We start from the raw sequence: 19,063 nt of genomic DNA, 5'->3' as shown, positions 1-19,063 counted from the left end.
TGGACACCGCAGCGACGGCACCCTCGACGGGCCACCGACGGCGGCGGCGCGGAGCGAGGTGACCAGGGGCCGCGCCGCGCGAGGTCATGCCCCCTCTCCTCTTGAGCTACGATATTCCATGGATTTATGGAGGATGTCATGGCGGGAAACACCACGGCCGGTGCGAAGGCACAGCTGTACGACGCGTTCGCGGCCAGCGGCAAGGCGCTGGCCAGCGGAAAGCGCCTGGAACTGCTCGACCTGCTCGCCCAGGGCGAGCGCACCGTCGACGCCCTGGCCAAGGCGGCCGGGCTCAACCTGACGACCGCGTCGGCACACCTGCAGACGCTGAAACAGGCCGGATTCGTCGCCACCCGGCGTGAGGGTGTGCGCATCCACTACCGCCTCGCCGGCGACGACGTCGCCGAACTGTTCGCGCTGCTGTGCAAGGTCGCCGAGAGGCACCAGGCGGCCGTGCCCGCGGCCAGGGACGCCTACCTCGGTGAAGACGACGGAGCGGAAGTCACCCGTGAGGCACTGACGTCCCGTATCGAGGCGGGGGACGTCGTCGTGCTCGATGTGCGGCCCGCGGAGGAGTACCTCGCCGGCCACATCCCCGGCGCCGTCTCCATCCCGGTCGACGAACTGGCCGACCGGATCGACGAGTTGCCCGAGCACACCGAGATCGTCGTGTACTGCCGTGGCGAGTACTGCGTCCTGGCGCACGACGCGGTCCGGCTGCTGAACGACCGCGGCCGGCGCGCGATCCGGCTGAACGACGGCATGCTCGAGTGGCGTCTGTCGCGGATGCCCGTCGACGCCGAGGAGCCGGCGTGACCGGCCCGGCCGGGGCCCCGCCGCACCCCGGACCGGCCGTCGACGCTCCGGTCCGCCCGGACGGCAACGCCACCACCCCCGTCCGTCCGCGCCCACCCACCTGGCCCGCACCTCCGACACGCTGTTCCTCCGACACGCTGTTCCACCCCTGACGCAGCCCACCCGGCCATCCGGCCGCCCCGAGCGAAAGAGCGCACCGTGACGAGTACCGCCCCGGCCGAGACCGCCGGCGGATCACCCCGGCCCGAGGCCCAGCGCCGCACCCTGCGCGTTCTGGTCGCCTCCCAGATCCTCAGCGGCGCCGGGCTCGCCGCCGGCATCACCGTCGGGGCGCTGCTCGCGCAGGACATGCTCGGCTCGGCCGACCTCGCGGGCCTGCCCAGCGCCCTGTTCACCGCGGGATCCGCGCTCGCCGCGGTCGCCGTGGGCCAGATGTCCCAGGCCCGCGGCCGCCGCGCCGGCCTCGCCGCCGGATACCTCACCGGTGCCGTCGGCAGTGCCGGCGTCATCGCCGCCGCCGTCGCCGACAGCCCCGTGCTGCTCTTCATCGCCCTGTTCGTCTACGGCGCGGGCACCGCGACCAACCTCCAGGCCCGCTACGCCGGTGCCGACCTCGCCGACCCTGCCCACCGCGCCCGTGCCGTCTCCACCGTGCTGGTCGCCACCACCCTCGGCGGTGTCGCCGGACCCAACCTGGCCGCCCCCACGGGCACCTTCGCGGAGAGCATCGGCGTCCCCGCCCTGGCCGGGCCCTTCCTTCTCGCCGGCGTCGCCTACGCGCTCGCCGCGGTCGTCCTGGTGATCTGGCTGCGCCCCGACCCGCTGCTGCTCGCGCGCGGTCTCGACGTCCAGGAGCAGGCCCGGCGGAAGGCGGCGGCAGACGCGGCGCACACCGCGGGGACCGCGGTCGACGTGACCCCGGCCCCGGACCGGAAGCGCGGTCCCGGGCTGATACCGGGCGCCCTCACCATGATCCTCACGCAGCTCGTCATGGTCGCCGTCATGACGATGACACCGGTCCACATGCACGACCACGGCCACGGCACCGCCGCCTCCGGACTCGTCATCGCCATCCACGTCGGCGCCATGTACCTGCCCTCACCCCTGACGGGCCGACTCGTCGACCGCCACGGTCGTACCGCCGTCGCCGCCGCCTCCGGCCTCACCCTCCTGGCCGCCGGGATCCTCGCCGCCGTCGCGCCGGTCGACTCCGTCGGCCTGCTCGCCCTCGCGCTCGCCCTGCTCGGCCTGGGCTGGAACTTCGGCCTCGTGTCCGGCACCGCGATGATCACCGACGCCGTACCGCTGGCCCGCCGGGCCAAGACCCAGGGCATGGTCGACGTCTCCATCGCCGTCGCGGGTGCCACCGGTGGCCTGGCCTCCGGCATCGTGGTCGCCGCCGCCGGCTACCCCCTGCTGGCTCTGACGGGCGGCATCCTCTCCCTGGCCGTCCTCCCCGCCATCGCCGCCACCGCGAGCAAACGGTGAACCGCGGCCGCCGCGGGCGACAGGGGCGGCGACACCTTCCGCACCCGTCTGTGCGGAGCGGTGGGCGACCACGCACTCGACACATCACTCAATGGATTGTTCGAATGGACGTCAGCATGTTAGAAAAGGACGACTCAGAGGCAGGGCACTCGACGCGCGGCCGCCCCGACCGTCCAGCCCGTCTCCGGAACGACGGGAGAACAACGGAAACCCCCATGACAAGGACGGACCACCTCGTCACCGACGTGAGCGACCTCCTCGTCAGGATGGAAGCCAATCTTGCCGAGCACGCCTGCCATCTGCACAGACACATGGACGGCGCCGCAGTCACGGACACGGGCGACCTCCTGATCGCCGACAGCGGACTCGACGACGACACCTTCAACATCGTCGCGGCCGCACGCATGACACCCGAGCGAGCCGAACTCCGTATCGCCCAGACCCTCAAGACCCTCAGGAACACCCGCCGTCCCTACTCCTGGTGGGTGGGTCCCGCTTCCACGCCTCCGGATCTCTCCGTCCGCCTGGCAGCCGCCGGCCTGGAGGCCTCCGAGAGCGAGACGGCCATGTGGGCCCGCCTCGACGAACTGCCACCGCGCCCCTTTCCGGAGGGCCTGGAGATACAGCGGGTCGTCACCCGCGAACAGCTCGTGGACTACGCGACGGTCCTTGCCGCCAACTGGGATCCGCCGGCCGCCACTGTCCGCCGCTTCTTCGAGCGGGCCGCCTCCCGGGCGCTGGCACCCGACTGCCCGGCCCGATACCTGATCGGCTACCACCGGGGCCGTCCCGTCTGTTCGGCCGAGGTCTTCCACCACGCGGGGGTCGCCGGGATCTACAACATCAGCACCCTGGCCACGCACCGCAGACGCGGATTCGGAGGCGCCGTCACCCTTGCCTCACTCCATACGGCCCGCGAACAAGGGCAGCGGACCGCAGTGCTCCAGGCGACGCCGCAGGGCGAACCGGTCTACCGGCGGCTCGGCTTCGCGGCCTGCGGTCACTTCACGGAGTACGCCGTCCGGTGAAACCACCGACGCGGTCCGGAGAGTCGTGGGGGAGCCGACCGCGCGGGCCCTGACCTCCCGGGTCACCGGGTCGGCCGTCGTGTGTACGGGCGGTGCCCGCGGACCGGACGGTGATGGACCCCGCCGGACGTTCAGGCCAGGTGGATCTCGACACCGGATTCACGCAGGGCCTGCAAGGTGGACGGTCCGTTGGGATGGGTCTGCGGGTCGTCGGCAGCGGCGTCGGTGACGAAATGATCCACGGCACCCAGGGGGGCGACCTGGCTGAACGCCCGTACGCCGAGCTTGGTCGCGTCCGCGACGGTGATCGTGCGGGCGGACTGCGCGAGCCCGGTCTGCTTGACGGCCGCATCGTCCAGGGAGAACTCGGACCAACCGCGTTCGGCGTGAACTCCTCCGATGGACATCACGAAGCAGTCGAAGCTCAGCGACTCCAGGGTGCGCAGAGCCAACGGTCCCACCAGCGAACGCTCACCGGGTCTCGAGCGCCCTCCCACGACGATGAGTTCGATTTCCTGCCGGTCCGCGAGGACCGTCGCCGTCTGCAGACTCAGCACGGCGACCGTCAGCGGCGCACGCTCCGCCAGATGCTCTGCGACATGCACCGTCGTGGTCCCCGCGTCCAGCAGGACTCGCGAGCCGGGTTCCACCATCTCGGCCACGGCGGCGCCCAACCGGTCCTTCGTGGCGGTCTGCCACTCTCCCCGGGCGGCGAAACCCCCGCCCTCCTCCCGCCGACGAGTGGCGACCGCACCACCGTGGACCCTGTGCACCAGGCCCTGGCGTTCCAGCGTGTTCAGGTCCCGGCGCACGGTCATCTCGGAGACCCCGAGACGCTCGGCGAGCTCCGACACGGACAAGGTCCCCGAGCCCTGGACCAGGCGCTGGGTCAGGTCTAGTCGATTCGCGACGCTCATGCCGCATTTCTAACACGCGGGTGTTCGTTTGAACGCTTGACTCGATGTGCGGCGGGCTGAATCGCACATGATTTTGTTCAAAAGAACGTGACTGTGTTAGAAATGAGTCCTGGGTATCGTCGACCGGCTGAACCTGACCCGCGGTCGGCGAGGGCTCCGGCAGGCTTTCCGCTGCCGGAGCCCGCCCGGCGTCAGATCCCACGGGGGACGGCGGACCGCCTCCCCCGGGTGCCGCGAGAGACGGGAAAACCGGTCACGACCGCCGCGTCCTTCGGCCACCCGCACACCCGTCCCTCCATCCCGTCAAGGAGCCACCCCGTGAACGCCCACCCGCACTCGCTGATGATCCTCGTCGCGGGACCGTACCGATCGGGCACCGGTGACGATCCCCGCAAGCTGGAGGCGAACGTCCGCGCGATGAACGAGACCGCCCTGACGCTCTTCCGCGCAGGCCACCTCGGGGTCACCGGTGAGGCGCTCGCCCTCCCGCTGCTGGAGACGGCCGGCAGTACCGGTCCCGGCGACGCCGCCTACGAGGAGATATTCCATCCCGTGGCCGAGCAACTCCTCTTCCGCTGCGACGCGGTGCTGCGCATCGGCGGTCCGTCCGAGGGAGCCGACCTGATGGTCACCCGAGCACGCGCCTGGGGCAAGACCGTCTACACCAGCGTCGACGACATCCCGGCCGCCCGGTGACAGCCGGGATCGACACACCGGACCGACGCGGCCGTACCGGGCTCGACCGGCAGGGCCGTGACCTCAGGGGCAACCCGCGGGTGCGCGTCCTCGACGTCGAGGTACTGTCGTGCGACTGGTACGTCCTGCGCAAGACGACCTTCGACTACCGGCGCAGCGACGGGCGTTGGAGCCGCGAGCAACGCGAGACCTACGATCGCGGCGACGGTGCCACCCTCCTCCTCTACAACACGGACCGCGGCAGCGTTCTGCTGACCCGCCAGTTCCGGCTGCCCGCCTATGTCAACGGCCATCCCGACGGAATGCTCGTCGAAACCGCGGCCGGCCTGCTGGACGGGGACACGGCCGAGGAGGCGGTCCGCAGGGAGGCGGCTGAGGAGACGGGCTGCACCATCGGTACGGTCGAGCACGTCTTCGACGCGTACATGAGCCCCGGATCGGTCACCGAACGTCTGCACTTCTTCGCCGCTCCCTACGAGGCCACGACCCTGGTGGAAGGGAAAGGGGGAGGAGGCCTCGCCGACGAGGGCGAGGACATCGCGGTCCTGGACCTGCCCTTCCGTACGGCCCTCGGCATGATCCGCAGTGGTGGGATCGCCGACGCCAAGACGATCATGCTGCTGCAGTGGGCCGCTCTTGACGGACCGTTCAGGTGCACGGCCGGCTGACCCGTCGCGCTGCCGTTGTGCAGGGCGGGACGCGTCAGGGGCGAGGCGCTGCCGGCCGTCGCCCGCCGTGGCGACGCGCACCGCGGGCCCCGTCACGCGGCTTGGCCGGCCACGTCCGCTCAGGCCGCCAGGGGTATCTCGGCCCAGATCGTCTTGCCCTGCGCGGCGTGGCGGGTGCCCCAGTGCCAGGCGAACTGGGCGACGAGGAGCAGTCCGCGTCCGCCCTCGTCGAAGGAGCGGGCGCGGCGCAGGTGCGGGGAGGTGCTGCTGGCGTCGGAGACCTCGCAGATGAGGCTGCCGTCGCGGATCAGCCGTAGTCGGACGGGGGGCCGGCCGTAGCGGATGGCGTTGGTGACCAGCTCGCTGACCACCAACTCGGTGACGAAGGCGGACTCGTCCAGCCCCCAGGCCGTCAGCTGGTCGGTGACCTGTTTGCGTGCCTGGGCGACGACGACGGGTTCCGAGGGCAGACTCCAGGTGGCGACCTGGCCGGCCCCCAGAGCGCGGGTGCGGGCGACGAGCAGGGCGATGTCGTCATCGGGAAGGGCGGGCAGCAGCGTTGCGAGCACGTCGTCGCAGAGCGTGTCCAACGCCTGCGCGGGCCGGCTGAGGGTCCGGCGCAGCGTACGGAGCCTCTCGTCGATCTCATGGCCGCGGTCTTCGATGAGGCCGTCGGTGTACAGGGCGAGAAGGCTGCCCTCGGGCAGTTCGACCTCGCACGCCTCGAAGGGCAGGCCGCCCAGGCCGAGCGGTGGGCTCGCGGGGAGGTCCAGGAAGGTCGCCTCGCCGTCCGGGGTCACCACGACGGGTGGCGGGTGGCCGGCACGGGCCAGGGAACAGCGGCGGGAGACGGGGTCGTAGACCGCGTAGAGACAGGTGGCGCCGATGTCTCCGGCGATGTCGGCGTCGGCCGCGGCCTCGGAGGACAGACGGATGACGACGTCGTCGAGGTGGGTGAGCAGCTCGTCGGGCGGCAGGTCGATGTCGGCCAGGGTCCGGACGGCCGTGCGCAGCCGCCCCATGGTGGCGGAGGCCTGGACCCCGTGGCCGACGACGTCACCGACCACCAGGGCGACCCGGGCGCCGGAGAGCGGGATGACGTCGAACCAGTCACCGCCCACGCCGGCCCGGCCCCCGGCGGGCAGGTAGCGGGAGGCGGCCTCGACCGCCGACTGGCGGGGCAGGGTCACGGGCAGCAGACTGCGCTGCAGGGTCACGGCCGTGACGCGCTCACGGGTGTAGCGACGGGCGTTGTCGATGCACACCGCGGCCCTGGCGGTGATCTCCTCGGCCAGCAGGACGTCGTCCTGTGCGAACGTCTCCGGGTGTCGGGTGCGGCCCAGGAAGACCGAGCCGAGAGTGACACCGCGAGCGCGCATCGGCACCACCATCACCGAGTGCGCCCCGGACCGGAGGAGCCGGGTGGCCCGCTCGGGGTCCTGGGCCGTCCACCGGGCCATGGAGGAGTCGTTCACCTCGTACACTGCGGAACGGCCGGTGGCCAGACACTCGGCCGTAGGCGCGGACACCGGGTACTCCACCTTGCTCCCCAGCCGGAGCATGATGCCGAGGAGGGCGTCGGTGCCTGCCTGCCGGGCGGTCCGGCGCATGGTGATCGGATCGCACGGCGGGCCGTCGGGCGGCTCCTCGCCGCGGTGGATGAACTCCAGCAGATCGACGGATGCGTAGTCCGCGAGCCGGGGGACGACCACGTCGACCAGTTCCTGCGCGGTACGGGTGACGTCCAGGGTGCTGCCGATGCGGTTGCCGGCCTCGTCGACCAGCTGCAGCCGCTGGCGGGCCAGGTACTGCTCGGTGATGTCGAGAAGCGCGATGGACGATCCCTGCACCTGGCCGAGGTGGTTCTTCAACGGAGAGAGGAACACGGACCAGACACGCCCTCGTGACTCGCTGGGTGCCCGGAGGTGCCGGACCACGTGCGCGGGTTCCCCGGTGCGCACCACCTGGTCCTGGAGCTCCGTGAACTCGTCGTACGCCGGACTGGGCAGGAAGTCCCTGAGGCGGCGCCCGCGTATCTGCTCCTCGGGCAGGCCCACTATCCGGGCTATCACGTCGTTGGCTCCCACCGCCCGGTTGTCCCGGTCGTAGAACGCCACGGCGACCGGGAGCTGGGACAGGGTGAGTTCCCTCAGCAGGGTGTCCTTGTCCCCGGGCAGGCTCGGGCCGTCCGCGACCGAGGCCGTGAGGACCCACTGGGTCCGCCCGCCCCCGTCCGGGCACGGACGGGCCCGGACCGCCACGTCCACCGTCCGGCCGTCCCGGTGCCGAGCCGGGAGGACGCCGTACCACGGCGCCTGTTCCGCCAGACGGCGCAGGGCCGACGGGGGGAGGCGCGAGACGAGCAGATCGGCCGCGGGGCGTGAGACGACCTCCCCGGGTACGTAACCGAGCAGGCTCCGGGCTTCCTCGCTCCACCCCGTGATCACACCCCGTTCGTCGGCGATGGCGACGGCGGTGGTCGAGGTCGTGGTGTACGGCCCGGGCGCGCCGTCGGGCCGGCTCTCAGCACCCTTGTCCTGTAGTGCCATTTTCGCCCACTTCATTCCAGTATGGGGATATTTTATCGTTCCGGCTCCCCGCGCCGGCCCGTCCGGTCCCGGCGGGACGCGCGCCGCCCGGATTCGCGAACGCAACCGACCTCCTCCCGTGCCGCGAACGGCACCGTCCCGTGAACCATCCCCACCTCGGCCAGCGACATCCGCCACGCCGCGGTGACGCCTGCGGCACGCCGACGGCGTGCCAGCGCCCACGCCACCAGCGCGGCCAACGGCAGCGCGGCCAACGTCATGAGCACCACACCGTTGAACGTCCCGAAGCAGCCCTGCCACCGCCCGGCCACGCACATCGGGGCGGCCATCATGAGCGGCCGCCGCACGACGAGCGCGGCGCTCACCGTGCCGAGGACCGCCAGGCCGAGAAACACGGTCCTGCGTGTGCGGCGGGGCGGTGTCGACAGGGATGCGTTGTGGTTCATGCCCCCATTGGAGGCGGAGGGCCGTTGCGACGGCGTATGCGATTTTCGATACGCCCGCGATACGCGGGATCCCCGGCACCGAGGAGCCGGCGCGAGCCGGCGGCCCGCACGGTCCTTGCCCGTCGGCGCCCCGTCCTTCAGCGGCGGATCGGCCGAAGGCGATCGACGCGGTCGAGGTCGCCGGCGAGCAGGGCACGGTGCGCGGTCCGGGTGTCAGCCGGTCAGGTGGGTCACCACCGAGCGCATCGCGTGGAGCAGGGCCGGGCGGGTCTCCTCGGGCGCGTCGAGGGTCTCGAAGCCGTGGTGGCCGTTCGGGACGTCGACCAGTTCCAGGTGCGCCGCACAGCCCTCGGCCGCGTTCACGAACGCCTCCACGGTGGCGGCGATCCCGGGTGTCTCCCGCCCCGCGCGGAGGAGGACGAAGGGCAGGGCGCCCGCGTGCGCGACCGCCCGGGCCGGGTGGAACCGGCTGTCGGTCAGCCCCCAGTCGGGCAGCGGCGCCAGGATCGGGTAGGAGGCGGCCAGGCAGCGCAGCCAGGCCGGGGGCCTTGTCAGCCAGTCCGCGGAGAGCAGACCGCCACCGGAGAAGAACCACAGAGCGATCCGGTCGGCGTCCACCCGGGGATCGGCCCGCACCAGTTCCACCGCGGCGGTGACGTCGTCGGCGGCGCGCTCGTAGTCGGCGATGTCGTGCAGCCGGTGGTCGAGGGTCACGCCGATCACACCCTCGGCGGCCGCCAGGCGGGCGTGTCCCACGAGGGTCGGCCAGTCGCGCGGGGTCGGCCGGGCTCCGGCGGGCACCGGGCCGCCGTGCACGAAGACCACGGCCGGTCGCGGGCCCTCGGCGGAGGGAACGTACAAGTCGACCTGTCCCCTGCGGTCCCGGGGCAGTTCGGGCACGTCCAGCGGGAACGGGCGCAGATGGGCGGGCGGCGCGCCGGCGCCGACCGGTCGCAGGTGGTGCCCCTCGCCGGCCGCGGCCCGCAGCAGGACGTCCGCCAGTTCGGCGGGGCAGGACAGCATCGGCCAGTGCCCGGTGGGCAGTTCGAAGAAGGTGACCTGAGGGCCGGTCAGGGCGGCCAGTGCGGGGTCGCCGAAGTCGACGAGCCGTTGCACCAGGTCGATGCCGGCGCCGTTATGGGTGCACAGCACCCCGGTGGTGGGCACCGCGGCCACCGCTCCGGTCAGCCGCAGCGGCTGGAGCAGGGTGCCGAGCGGCTGCGGCGCGGCGAGAACGGTGAGCCGGTCCAACGCCGCGGCGGAGAGGCCGGTGACGCTGCCCCAGCGCGGCCACTCGTCACGGGACGGTGGCGTCAACCCGCCCGCGCGTTCACCGCGCTGGGCCCGCTCGGCCAGCCGCGCTCGCAGGGCCCGGTCCGGTACGGCGGTCAGGGCCGGGGCGCCGTTCTGCGGCATCCCGGAGTCCAGGAACACGACGCGGGCGACGCGCGACGGCCGCCGGTCGGCCGCGCCGAGCACCGGATGGATCCCGTAGCCGTGGCCGACGAGCACGATCTCCTGGCCGGACGCCGCGTCCACCGCGTCGATCGCCGCGATCACGTCCGCGATGTGTGTCTCCAGATCGACGGAGGCCGGCCCGGCGGGACGGTCCGCGTCGAGGCCGGTGAGGGGGACCGCGTGCACCACGCTGCCCGCCGCGGCCAGCCGCTCGGCCGTCTCCTGCCACACATGGGCACCGGTGAACACGCCCGCCACCATGATGAATACGGTCACGATCCCTCCTCGGGTCCGTCACATGACGTCGCGCCGGTCGCGTACGCCGTGGTCCGCGGACCGGGGCGTACGCCCGGCCCGCGTGCGCCGGTACCGTAGGAACTCCCCCGGAGGGAGGTTCAACTGTCCACGCCCCACGAGGTCTTCTGGAGCATCGGTGAGCTCGCCGAGCGCGCGGGTACCACCGTGAAGACCGTCCGTTTCTACTCCGACCGGGGTCTGCTGCCCGAGGCATCCCGCAGCGGCGGCGGGCACCGCCGGTACGGTCCCGACGCGCTGGAGCGGCTGCGTCTGATCCGCTCCCTGCGCACCCTCGACCTGCCGCTGCCCGAGGTGCGCCGGGTCCTCGAGGACGAGGGCCCGGCGGGCCGTGCACTGGAGGACGCCGTCGCGGGCCGCCTGCGCGAACTGGGTGATGAGCTGAGGACGTTGCGCTGGCGGGAGGCGGCGCTGCAGCTCGTGCGGGAGTGCCCGCCCGCGGAGCAGGCCGACCTGCTGAGGCTGATCGGCGTGATGGGCACCCCGCCGAGCGTGGCACCGCTGGTCCGGTTCTGGCGTGCCTGGCTGCCGCCGCGCATGCCGGCCCGGGCGACGGCGGCGTTTCTGGAAGTGGCCGTTCCACAGCCGCCCGACGCGCCGGCCCCGGCGCAGGTGCTCGCCTTCACCCGGCTGCACATGATGACGACGGCCCCCTGCCCGGGCGGCCGGCAGCCCCAGCCGGAGGTGCACCGGGTGGCCGGGGCCCGCGGGGCGGCCGTGTTGTACGCGGGCCTTGCCGAGGCGTACGAGCTCGCGGGCCCGCAGCTGCGCCGGGTACGGGATCCGTACCCGGGTGAGGCGCTGGACGCCTACGTGGCGGCGTACGCGGGCGCGTACGGCAGCCGGGACACCCGGGAGTTCCGCCGCCTGCTGGCCGCGCGACTCGCGGCCGGGCCGCGTCTGGACCGGTACTGGGAGCTGACGGCCGTGGTGCTCACGCCGCCGGGCAGCCGACCGGAGCCGACCCCGGGCTCCGCGGACGACTGGCTGCGCGCGGCGCTGGAGCGGGACAACGCCGCAGCGGCGTAGACCACGCGGGGCCCCTACGGCCCTTCAGCGGGAGACCGCCTGCGCCGTCGGGGCCCGGTGCGCCCGCAGCCCGTCCGGATGCCGGCCGTCACGGGCAGCGTTCCGCTCCTTGTGGTTCCGTCACGATCCCCTGCCCCGGCGCGGGGCTCCCTCGGCTGTTCCGAAGTACGTTCCCTCCTGTCCGGATTCCCCGGAGAGCTCCCGGGTAGCAGGGGAGGCGACAGCACATCGTGAGCCGGAACGAGGAGCAGACGTGAACGAGTCGGCGTCCGTCGCCCTGCAGCGGGAGATCGCCCGGGAACTGGGCGTCGCCGGGGCCTTCGAAGTCGAGCGGGAGATCGAGCGCCGGGTGGCCTTCCTCGCCGAGCGGCTGACTTCCACCGGTCGGCGTTCCCTCGTGCTCGGCATCAGCGGTGGCGTCGACTCCACCGCCGCGGGCCGGCTGTGCCAGCTCGCCGTCGAACGGGCGCGGGCCGGCGGACACGAAGCGCGGTTCCACGCGATGCGCCTGCCCTACGGGGTCCAGGCCGACGAGCACGACGCCCGGCTCGCGCTCTCCTTCATCCGGGCCGACCATGTGCTGACCGTGGACATCAAGCCCGCCGCCGATGCCGCGCTCGAGGCCGCGCTGGCCGCCGGAGTGAAGTTCCGCGACGCCCGCCACCAGGACTTCGTGCACGGCAACATCAAGGCGCGCCAGCGCATGATCGCCCAGTACGCGGTGGCCGGCGCCCACGACGGCCTGGTCGTCGGCACGGACCACGCCGCCGAGGCGGTCACCGGGTTCTTCACCAAGTTCGGCGACGGCGCCGCCGACCTGGTCCCGCTGGCCGGCCTGACCAAGCGCCGGGTGCGCGCCGTCACGGAGGCGCTGGGCGCGCCGGACGAACTGGTGCGGAAGACCCCCACGGCCGATCTGGAGAGCCTCGACGCGGGCAAGGCCGACGAGGACGCGCTCGGGGTGACCTACGACGCCATCGACGACTTCCTGGAGGGCAAGCCGGTGGACGAGCCGGCCTTCGAAACGATCGTCCGCCACTACCGCCTCACCGACCACAAGCGCCGGCCGCCCGCCGCCCCCTGACGGGCGGTCGGAGCGGAGGACGGCGCTCCCGGACGGAGGCGTCGCGTCCGACCTCGTCGAGGGTGGAGTGCGTCGCCGTCAGCCCAGTCCGAGGACGCTCATGGTGTGCTCGGCCATACGCCGCTCTCCGAGGGCGTTGGGGTGGACGGGCACGAGGCTGCCGCCGAAGAGGAGGGGCTCGATCCAGCGGGTGCCGCCGGGCTTGCACGCGTCGTGGCCCTCGGAGACGCGGGAGAAGTCCACATAGGTGGCGCCGGCTTCCGCGCTGGCGCGTTCGACGGCCGCGTTGAGGTGTGTCTGGATGCCCCGTACGTAGGGCACGTCACCGGCGGCGATCGGCAGCTTCACGAAGCAGGACGGGTCGGCCTCGGCCGGAGTGATCCACGGGTAACCCAGGACGGCCACGCGGGCGTTGGGGGCCTTGGCGCGTACGGTCTGCAGGGCGGTCTTCAGCGCGGGGTAGGTGTTCGCGTCGATCTGGTCGGTGAAGGAGGTGCCGTACGTGTCCTTGCAGGGGCTGCCCTTGCCGCCGCTGAGGACACCCGCGGTGCCGCAGGCCGTCATGGCGTTGATGAAGGTGCCGTTGTCGTTGCCGCCGATCGTCAGCGTCACCAGGTCGGTGTCCGCGCCGAGTGCGTTCACCTGGGGTGCGACCCCGGGGTACTGCGATGTGGTGAAGTCCTTCGTCTGGGCGGCGCCGCAGGTCACGTCCTTCAGGCGGGCGCCCGTCCGGGCGGCGATCACGTGGGGGTAGTTCGCGGTGGAGCGCAGGCACAGCAGGTTGGTGAGGTCCACGGGCAGCACGCCGGAGCCGGCGCTGTAGCTGTCGCCGAGGGCGACGTAGTCCAGCGGGGCGGAGGCGTGCGCGGTGCCGCCCGTGAGGCCGAGGGTGAGCGTGCTGACGAGCGCTGTTGATGTGGCCATGACATTTCGCAGGACGTGTTTCGGCATGCGATCCCTCTTCTCGGGAGCGGGGTGGTCGGTGGGGCGTGCCGTTGGTGGGGACGGAGCGGTTCGAGTGTGGGGGAGTGCCGGGCCGCGCGATTACCGAACGGTTCTACCGACAAGTAATGTGCAGGCCTCCCGAGAGGGAGTCAACATTGTTGACCGGACTTCTCGAAACGCTCACGAAAGACCCCGGCTCGCCCTCCGTACACGCGCGAACCCGCAGTTGCGAAGCGCCGGGCCCCTATCCTGTCCCGCATGCTGCAGACCGGCTCCAGCGCCACGACCCGCGAGGCCATCCACTCAGCCGCTGCCCGGCTCTTCCGGGACCAGGGCTTCTCCAGGACCACCGTCCGCCAGATCGCGGCGGCGGCCGACACGGATCCCGCACTGGTGATCCGTCATTTCAAGAGCAAAGAGCTCCTGTTCCTGGAGACGATGCACCTGACGATCGACGACGAGCCGCTGCTCGACGTGCCACTGGAGCGGCTGGGGGACCGGCTCGCCGAACTCCTCGTCGAACTCGACGGTTCCGCGCGGGGCGTCTTCCTGGCCCTGGTGCACGGCAGCAACGGACCGCAGATCCGCGAACGTCTGCGCGACACGCACGAGTACCTCTTCGTCGCACCACTGCGCCGTCGCCTGTCCGGCCCCGACGCCGACGTCCGCGCGCGCACGGCGGCCGCCTTGGCGGGGGGACTGCTGTACGCACTGTGGGTGGTCGGGGACGAGGGGCTGCTCCGGATGGACCGCACGGAACTGGTGTCACGGTACGGCGCACTGCTCCAAGGGGTGCTGACTCCCCGGAACCGCTGACGCCGGCGCGGTACCGGATCCCGCGGAGGCCGTGCCGGAGGACGCGCGTCAGGAGGTCGGGAACGGTGGAGGCGGTGCCGGCCCGGCTGCCGCGCCGCAGCGGTGACCGGACGCCCTCAACGGGGCTGAGGTCCGGCGCGCGGCCCGGCCCCGGCCCGCGCGGCCTCCGATCTCGCCCTCGTCGCACGGCTGTCGTTTCTGTCCAAGACGGCCGCCGCGGCTGTGTTCTAGCGTGAACCCGGCAGCGTGCCCGAGCATGAGGAGACAGCACCGTGCGCAATGTGGTCTACACCGGTTTCATGTCGCTCGACGGCGTCGTGGACTCGCCCGGCGGACCGGAGGAGGGGCACCGCAGCGGCGGCTGGGTGGTCAAGGACCTCGAATTCGTCCCGGAGGCCTGGTCGTTGAAGGAGGAGGAACTCACCGACACGACGGCGCTGATGTTCGGCCGCCGCAGCTACGAGGCGTTCGCGAAGGTCTGGCCCGGCTCACCGGACCACACCGACTACAAGGAGTTGCCCAAGTACGTGGTGTCGACCACGCTGACCGACGACGCCCTCGTCGACGGGTGGGGGCCGACGACGATCCTGCGCTCGAGCGAGGACGTCGCCGCGCTCAAGGAGGGCGAGGGCGGCGCGATCTTCATCCACGGGAGCGCGGAGCTGGCCCGGCGGCTGTCGGACGCGGGCCTGATCGACCAGTACAACCTGCTCGTCTTCCCCGTACTGCTCGGTGCCGGCAAGAGCCTGTTCGACCGGGCCGACCGGGACAAGCGGATGCTGACGCTGCGGGAGTCGGAGAGCTACTCGAACGGGATCCTGAAGCTGGTCTACGACGTCAGGCGCTGATCCACCTCGAGGGCGATCGCGCCGCCGGCGCCCTCGCGCAGCTGCCCGGCGGTGCGTCCGACGTAGCAGCGCAGTGCCCTGGCCAGGTGCGGCTCGTCGAAGTAGTCGAGCTCGGCGACGACGTCGGCGGCCCGGTCGCCGGCCGACAGCAGCCGCGCCGCCGCGCGGGCCCGCTCGATCTGCCTGACGGCGCCCCGCGTCAGCCCGGTCGCGGCGCGGAACCGGCGTTCGACGGTGCGGCCCGAGAGCGCCGGGCGGTGACCTCGCAGCACCTCGGCGACGAGCGGGTCGCGGACCACGATCCCGGCCCGGACGAGACGCCCGACCAGGGCCTCGGCGTCATCGGGGCCGGGCGTCTCGAAGCGTGAACCGTCCAGCCGGAACGTCCGGCACGTGGTGTCGGGGAGCCCGATGCCGCCGTCGACCAACGCCGGCGTGGCCACGGCCCGCAACGAGGTGCCCACGGCGAACTCGACGCCCGTGAAGGCCGCACCCTCCGGCACCGGTGCCGTGCCGGTGCGGGTCTCGGGGCCGGTGATGCCCGCGTACGCCCGGCCGTCCTGCCTCCAGAACACCAGGCCCAGCCGCACCCCTGCGACGGACGTCATCGCCGTGACCTGCTCGCTTGTGCATGTCCACACGGTGTCGACCCACGGCGAGTCGGACCGGCGCGTCTCGAACCGCAGTCCCACGGGCGCAGGATACGCCGCGCCGGACAGCCGCGTCGTGGTGGCCGGGCAGCGGGGTCCGCGGCCCGCCTCGGCGGCGATCCGGGAACGCCGGCCAGCGACATGAGGCGCATCCGGCCGTCCTGAGCCCAGTGACCTGAATCACAGCCGGTTCCTGTCAGGGATCGGAACGCGGTCTCGTTCAAGGGGCACGCGAACGAGACAGGAGCAACGTCATGAAGCACCGCATCGTCGTACTCGGCGCCGGATACGCCGGAGCCTTCGCCGCCGGGAACCTGGCCCGCCGGCTCTCGCCCGCCGACACCGAGATCACCGTCGTCAACGCCGAGCCCGACTTCGTCGAGCGGATGCGGCTCCACCAGCTCGCGAGCGGCCAGGACCTCACGTTCCGCAAGCTCGCCGACGTGTTCGCGGGCACCGGGGTGCGGTTGCGCCTGGCGCGCGTCACCGGCGTCGACCCCGAGCGCAGGACCGTCACCGTGACCGGTGAGGGGAGCGACGGCGAACTCGCGTACGACACCCTTCTCTACGCGCTCGGCAGCTCCGTCGCCCACCATGACGTCCCCGGCGTGGCCGAGTACGCCTTCGACGTGACCGGCCGCTCCTCGGCGCTGCGTCTGCGCGAGCGCCTGGCCGGCCTGGGCGAGGGCGGCACCGTGCTGGTCGTCGGTGAGGGGCTGACCGGCATCGAGACGGCCACCGAGCTCGCCGAGTCCCGGCCCGACCTCTCGGTCGCGCTCGCCGCCCGCGGCGAACCGGGCGCCTGGCTCTCCCCGAAGGCCCGCCGTCACCTGAGCCGGGCCTTCGACCGGCTCGGCGTCACCGTCCACGCGCACACCGGCATCGAAGCCGTCGAGCCGACACGGGCGATCGCCGCCGACGGTACGTCCGTCCCGGCCGACGTGACCGTGTGGTCGGCCGGGTTCGCCGTGCACCCCCTCGCGGCCTCCAGCGGCCTGGAGGTCGCCGGGACCGGCCAGATCGTCGTCGACCGCACCATGCGTTCGGTCTCGCACCCGGACGTCTACGCCGCCGGCGACTGCGCCTACGCGATCGGCGAGAACGGCCGGCCGCTGCCGATGTCCTGCGCCTCGGCCGGCGTCACCAACATGCAGGCGACGGCCGCGATCATCGCACGCCTGACGGGCAGTGAGGTCCCGGTCACCGGGCTGAAGTACTACGGCAACCACATCAGCCTCGGACGGCGGGACGCGATCTTCCAGATGGTGGACGGGGACGTCCGGTCGAAGTCCTGGTACCTGGGCGGCCGGACCGCCGCACGGCTCAAGTCGGGCGTGCTCATGGGGGCCGGGTGGGGCATCGCCCACCCGACCTTCGGCATGCCGAAGCGCCGGCACCGCCTGGCCACCGCGCCCGACCGGGCCGGTGCGAGGGCCCTCGCATAGGCTGACGCGCATGGACAGCGCAGCCGTCGAACGGTTCGAGGCCAGCCGGGGCCGGCTGGCCTCGCTCGCGTACCGCCTGCTCGGCTCGGCCGCCGACGCCGAGGACGCCGTGCAGGACACCTTCCTGCGCTGGCAGGCCGCGGACCGCGAACGGATCGAGGTGCCGGAAGCGTGGCTGACCAAGGTCGCCACCCGTCTCTGCCTCGACCGGCTCCGCTCGGCGCAGGCGCGCCACGAGCGAGCGGCCGGGGCCTGGCTGCCCGAGCCGCTCCTCGAGGGCGACCCGATGCTCGGCCCTGCCGACACCTTCGAGCAGCGCGAATCGGTGTCCTTGGCCGTACTGACCCTCATGGAGCGCCTCTCACCGGTCGAGCGGGCCGTCTACGTCCTGCGTGAGGCCTTCTCGTACAGTCACGCCGAGATCGCCGGGATCCTCGACATCACCGAGTCCGCGAGCCAGCAGCATGTCCACCGCGCCCGGGTCCGGGTCGCCGCCGAGCGCCGCCGCGGTGGCGAGGCCGATCCCGCGTCCGCGCGCCGCGTCGTCGAGGAATTCCTCGCCGCCGCCACGTCGGGGCGCACCGAGCGGCTGGTGGCACTGCTCACCGACGACGTGACGGCGGTCTCGGACGGCGCCGGACTGAGCAGGCGGCTGCTGCGGTACACGACGCGTGAGCGGGTCGCCTCCTACGTGCGGGCCGGCTTCACACCCACGCCGGCGAAGCGGCGGCTGGCCGGCGGCTCGCCCGCGATGCACATCGCGTGGGTCAACGGCTCCCCGGCCGTCCTCGCCGTGGTCGACGGCCGGGTCGTGGGCGCCGTGGCGTTCGAGGTCCGTGACGGCAAGGTCGCCTCCCTGCGCGGCATCGCCGCGGCGGGCCGGCTCTCGCGCGTCAACGAGGCCTGGCGGCGGCACGAACCCGACGCGCCGGTCATCAGCGCATGGTGACCGGCGCCACGGGAAGCCCGTGACCCGAGCCGGAGCGAGGACGGCACTCCGTCGGCATGTCGTCGCGGAGCGGGTGGAGGGGATCGCCGGCACGGCGGCGCGACCTGTCCGGGTGAACACAGGGGCTCTCGGTGCGACGTCCGCCTGGCAGTCGGCCTGAGCCACGCACAGGGCGAGAGCGCTACGCCGTGGTCCCGGAGCGTTGACAAGATCGTCCTCGAGACGGTTCCCGGGATCAGGGCCGGGAGGGGGTCATGGAGGCGATTTCCTTCCCGCGCGTGCTGTAGAGGGTGACGCCGTCGATGGTGAGGTCCTCGTGGAGGGGGACGTCGGCGTACCAGACGCCCCAGTCGGGCGTACCGGGCAGTCGTACCACCGATGCGGTGACCTTGCCGTCGCCGGTGTCGACGACGACGCGGCCGACGTCGACGGTGCCCGTGTACAACCCGGACAGGAAACAGCGGTTGTCCACGGTCTCCGTCATCAGGCCCACGGTGGGGTGGCGGTGGCCGACGTCGCGGTCGGCCACGCTCCGGAACTGGTGGTCCATCTCCGGTGTCGACCAGTGCTCGCCCTCCTCCGTCAGCCACAGCTCGACGCCCGCACCGGCCCGGACACGCTCACCCGGTGCCACCACCCGCACCGACCCGGCCGCGTCCGGCGTGTCCGGCGGCGTCGGATGCGCCGCGACCTCGTTCCGCTGCGGAGGGCTGTGTTCCTGGAGGACGGCGCGGACCGTGACGGCGGTCAGCGGAGCCAGCAGCAGGCCGCAGCCGATCACCATCCCGGCGGTGCGGCGGCGCCGTCGGGCACGGCCTGCCCGTTCGATGGCGGCCAGCGGAACGGGAGAGGGCATGAGGCCGTCGGCCACCTCACCGAATGCGTCACGCAGTCGTTCGATTTCATGCCGAGGCTG

At 72.6% G+C, this 19,063-nt stretch carries 17 protein-coding genes and 1 pseudogene; 11 read left to right on the top strand and 7 right to left on the bottom strand.

All coding sequences use genetic code 11. The features are described 5' to 3' along the window. Positions 1 to 138 precede the first annotated feature (138 nt). The 3 genes from KUM38_RS25660 (at position 139) to KUM38_RS25650 (ending at position 3,332) form a co-directional block, all read left to right on the top strand. A complete protein-coding gene (locus KUM38_RS25660) occupies positions 139 to 816 on the top strand; it encodes a metalloregulator ArsR/SmtB family transcription factor (RefSeq protein WP_217132191.1) in 678 nt (225 codons plus the stop codon). Positions 817 to 1,014: 198 nt separating this feature from the next. Then, a complete protein-coding gene (locus KUM38_RS25655; RefSeq protein WP_217132189.1) occupies positions 1,015 to 2,304 on the top strand; it encodes an MFS transporter in 1,290 nt (429 codons plus the stop codon). Between the two features lie 266 nt (positions 2,305 to 2,570). Further along, complete coding sequence (locus KUM38_RS25650) at positions 2,571 to 3,332, top strand: GNAT family N-acetyltransferase (protein WP_217132787.1); 762 nt, start codon at positions 2,571 to 2,573, stop codon at positions 3,330 to 3,332. Positions 3,333 to 3,463: 131 nt separating this feature from the next. Here KUM38_RS25650 and KUM38_RS25645 read toward each other — a convergent pair whose 3' ends face one another. Beyond that, positions 3,464 to 4,249, bottom strand: a complete 786-nt coding sequence (locus tag KUM38_RS25645) for a DeoR/GlpR family DNA-binding transcription regulator (RefSeq protein WP_217132187.1) — start codon at positions 4,247 to 4,249, stop codon at positions 3,464 to 3,466. A gap of 342 nt (positions 4,250 to 4,591) precedes the next feature. On the opposite strand from KUM38_RS25645, the gene KUM38_RS25640 reads away from it, so the two are divergent. After that, positions 4,592 to 4,945, top strand: coding sequence for a DUF4406 domain-containing protein (locus tag KUM38_RS25640; RefSeq protein ID WP_217132786.1), 354 nt, complete (start codon positions 4,592 to 4,594; stop codon positions 4,943 to 4,945). Beyond that, the gene (locus tag KUM38_RS25635; protein ID WP_217132179.1) at positions 4,942 to 5,613 is read left to right on the top strand and encodes an NUDIX domain-containing protein; all 672 of its coding nucleotides are present in this window, start codon (positions 4,942 to 4,944) and stop codon (positions 5,611 to 5,613) included. The genes KUM38_RS25640 and KUM38_RS25635 overlap by 4 nt, the downstream gene beginning before the upstream one ends. A gap of 119 nt (positions 5,614 to 5,732) precedes the next feature. On the opposite strand, the gene KUM38_RS25630 is transcribed toward KUM38_RS25635, so the two are convergent. The 3 genes and pseudogenes from KUM38_RS25630 to KUM38_RS25620 form a co-directional block, all read right to left on the bottom strand. Continuing rightward, complete coding sequence (locus tag KUM38_RS25630) at positions 5,733 to 8,162, bottom strand: SpoIIE family protein phosphatase (protein WP_217132177.1); 2,430 nt, start codon at positions 8,160 to 8,162, stop codon at positions 5,733 to 5,735. A 125-nt stretch (positions 8,163 to 8,287) separates the two neighbouring features. Next, a pseudogene (locus KUM38_RS25625) lies at positions 8,288 to 8,608 on the bottom strand (VanZ family protein); the annotation flags it as partial. 213 nt (positions 8,609 to 8,821) lie between these two features. Continuing rightward, positions 8,822 to 10,342 (bottom strand): alpha/beta hydrolase, encoded by a 1,521-nt coding sequence (locus tag KUM38_RS25620; RefSeq protein WP_217132175.1) that lies wholly within the window; start codon positions 10,340 to 10,342, stop codon positions 8,822 to 8,824. A 123-nt stretch (positions 10,343 to 10,465) separates the two neighbouring features. Here KUM38_RS25620 and KUM38_RS25615 point away from each other — a divergent pair, with 123 nt between their 5' ends. After that, entirely contained in the window at positions 10,466 to 11,410 is a 945-nt protein-coding gene (locus KUM38_RS25615) for a MerR family transcriptional regulator (RefSeq protein WP_217132784.1), read from the top strand. Positions 11,411 to 11,663: 253 nt separating this feature from the next. After that, complete coding sequence (gene nadE / locus KUM38_RS25610) at positions 11,664 to 12,494, top strand: ammonia-dependent NAD(+) synthetase (protein ID WP_217132173.1); 831 nt, start codon at positions 11,664 to 11,666, stop codon at positions 12,492 to 12,494. Between the two features lie 78 nt (positions 12,495 to 12,572). Here the strand turns inward: nadE and KUM38_RS25605 are convergent, their stop codons facing one another. Further along, positions 12,573 to 13,445: an SGNH/GDSL hydrolase family protein gene (locus KUM38_RS25605; protein WP_217132168.1), complete on the bottom strand. Its 873-nt coding sequence runs from the start codon at positions 13,443 to 13,445 to the stop codon at positions 12,573 to 12,575. A gap of 252 nt (positions 13,446 to 13,697) precedes the next feature. Between KUM38_RS25605 and KUM38_RS25600 the strand changes: the two genes are divergently transcribed. Both KUM38_RS25600 and KUM38_RS25595 read left to right on the top strand, forming a co-directional pair. After that, positions 13,698 to 14,255 carry a TetR family transcriptional regulator gene (locus KUM38_RS25600; protein WP_217132167.1) on the top strand — a complete coding sequence of 186 codons (558 nt, stop codon included), beginning with the start codon at positions 13,698 to 13,700 and terminating at the stop codon, positions 14,253 to 14,255. Between the two features lie 272 nt (positions 14,256 to 14,527). Next, positions 14,528 to 15,103 carry a dihydrofolate reductase family protein gene (locus tag KUM38_RS25595; protein WP_217132165.1) on the top strand — a complete coding sequence of 192 codons (576 nt, stop codon included), beginning with the start codon at positions 14,528 to 14,530 and terminating at the stop codon, positions 15,101 to 15,103. On the opposite strand, the gene KUM38_RS25590 is transcribed toward KUM38_RS25595, so the two are convergent. Continuing rightward, positions 15,085 to 15,795, bottom strand: a complete 711-nt coding sequence (locus KUM38_RS25590) for a helix-turn-helix domain-containing protein (RefSeq protein WP_217132163.1) — start codon at positions 15,793 to 15,795, stop codon at positions 15,085 to 15,087. The genes KUM38_RS25595 and KUM38_RS25590 overlap by 19 nt on opposite strands. A 212-nt stretch (positions 15,796 to 16,007) precedes the next feature. On the opposite strand from KUM38_RS25590, the gene KUM38_RS25585 reads away from it, so the two are divergent. Continuing rightward, positions 16,008 to 17,198, top strand: coding sequence for an NAD(P)/FAD-dependent oxidoreductase (locus KUM38_RS25585; RefSeq protein WP_217132154.1), 1,191 nt, complete (start codon positions 16,008 to 16,010; stop codon positions 17,196 to 17,198). Between the two features lie 10 nt (positions 17,199 to 17,208). Continuing rightward, on the top strand, positions 17,209 to 18,147 hold the full coding sequence (locus tag KUM38_RS25580) for a sigma-70 family RNA polymerase sigma factor (protein WP_217132152.1): 939 nt from the start codon (positions 17,209 to 17,211) through the stop codon (positions 18,145 to 18,147). A 235-nt stretch (positions 18,148 to 18,382) separates the two neighbouring features. Here the strand turns inward: KUM38_RS25580 and KUM38_RS25575 are convergent, their stop codons facing one another. Further along, positions 18,383 to 19,003 carry a hypothetical protein gene (locus KUM38_RS25575; protein WP_217132150.1) on the bottom strand — a complete coding sequence of 207 codons (621 nt, stop codon included), beginning with the start codon at positions 19,001 to 19,003 and terminating at the stop codon, positions 18,383 to 18,385. Between the last annotated feature and the right edge of the window lie 60 nt (positions 19,004 to 19,063).

Source organism: Streptomyces sp. AC558_RSS880, assembly GCF_019049255.1.
In the GTDB taxonomy this organism is placed as follows: Bacteria; Actinomycetota; Actinomycetes; order Streptomycetales; family Streptomycetaceae; genus Streptomyces.
The sequence above is the reverse complement of the archived record's forward strand: the minus strand, read 5'-3'. Positions and strand labels throughout refer to the sequence as shown.